Annotated in this window: 1 protein-coding gene; it reads left to right on the top strand. The window is 67.5% G+C overall.

Annotated features, from left to right (window positions below; all coding sequences use genetic code 11):
- Positions 1 to 1,734: DUF6701 domain-containing protein (locus B2W70_RS11750; RefSeq protein ID WP_349677454.1), on the top strand; the 1,734-nt coding region annotated here is incomplete at both ends.

The following is a 1,734-nucleotide window of genomic DNA, read 5'->3' on the forward strand; positions in this document are numbered from 1 at the left end:
CTACACGATCAAGGCCTGCTCCAACGACACCTGCTCGACGGTGCTGACCACGGGCGCCACGGGCACCTTGGTGCTCTCGGGTGCCACCCCGGTCAACAGCGCGGGCTTCACCACCAACGCATCGGGCATCGCCACCGTGACGGTGCGCACCACCACGCCTGGGGGGGTGGTTGCCAGCCTCTCGGGCGCCTCGCCAACGGCTCAGAATGCCTTGCGCTGCGGCATGGGTGAGAGCCCTGCGGCCGGAAAAACCTGCACCTACACCGCCGACCAGAGCAAGTTCAAGTTCGACGTGCCGCACCACGTGGGCGGCACCGCCCAGACCGTGGTGGTCAACGCCCTGCGATCGGTTGAAAACGGTGCGCGCTGTGCCGCCGCTTTCGCGACCACCGAAAAGAGCGTGGCCTTCACCTGCACATCGGCCAGCCACAGCGGCCTGACGGGCTCCGTTGCCCTGCAGGGCAATGGCACTGGCGCGGCCATGGGCAGCTGCAACGGCTCGGCCCTCTCGCACACGCTGAAGTTCGACAGCAACGGCCAGGCCTCGATCAACCTCAGCTACGCCGAAGCGGGTGAAACCAACATCACCGCCAGCTACAGCGGTGCGGGCGCCGAAGCCAGCCTGAGCATGAGCGGCAGCGACAGCTTCATCACCGTTCCCAAGACTTTGTCGATGGTGGCGAGCGGGCCCTACGTGGCGGGCAACGCGGGCGTGAGCTCGCCAGCCACCCTGACCGTCACCGCCTTGAACCAGAACGACCAGGTGATGTCCGCTTTCGGCAACGAGGTCAGCAACCCGGCTCGCATCACGGTGAGCAAGACCGGGCAATCGCCCACGGGCACCGATGCCAACGTGGTCGATCCAGCCATCGCGATGAACAACATGGCCTCCGGCGTGGCCACGGGCAGCTTGCGCTGGGTCGAGGTCGGCACCTTGAACCTGGCTGCGGCGCTCAACGCGGGCTCGGTCTACAACAACGCGGGCATCGCGGTCGGTGGCAGCGTCTCGTCGGTCGGGCCTTTCGTGCCTCATCACTTCGATGTGGATGTGACCCAGGGCTGTGCGGCTTCGGGCAAGTCGGCCTTCACTTACAGCGGTCAGCCTTTCACGACCAAGGTGACGGCACGCAACGCCGATGGCGGCACCACCGTCAACCACGATGGGCGCAGCAGCATGTCCGCTTACTTCGCCAAGGCGGCCGCGCTGTCGGGCACGTCGTCGACCGGATCGGCAGGCAGCCTCACAGGCACGGCCATCGCCGCGTCCGACTTCGCCAAGGGCGTGGCCACGGTGACCCCCTCCTACGCCTTCACCACCAAGGCCACGGCGCCGGCCAGCATCACCTTGAGTGCGGCCGAGAACTCGCCTGGCACCGTGAACTCGACGGCCGGCAGCAGCGGCGTGGCGCAGGTGCGCAGCGGTCGGCTCTTCCTGTCCAACGCTTTCGGCTCGGGCCGCACCGCCTTGAAGGTGCCCGCACAGCTGCAGTACTGGAGCGGCAAGGCCTGGGTGCTCAATGGCGATGACAGCTGCAGCATGGTCCCCAACGACGCCGTGATCCTGGCTCGCTACCTCGACAGCAAAGGCGCCTCGACGTCCGCCTGGGGCAGCGTGAGCGCCACCGGTTTCACAGCCAGCTCCGGCCAGGGCAACATCACCCTGTCGGCGCCCACGGGTGGCGCCACCGGCAGCATCGACCTGGCCGTCAACCTGGGCGACACCACCACCGACGC

The organism is Aquabacterium sp. UBA2148 (assembly GCF_002328915.1).
GTDB lineage: Bacteria > Pseudomonadota > Gammaproteobacteria > Burkholderiales > Burkholderiaceae_C > Aquabacterium > Aquabacterium parvum.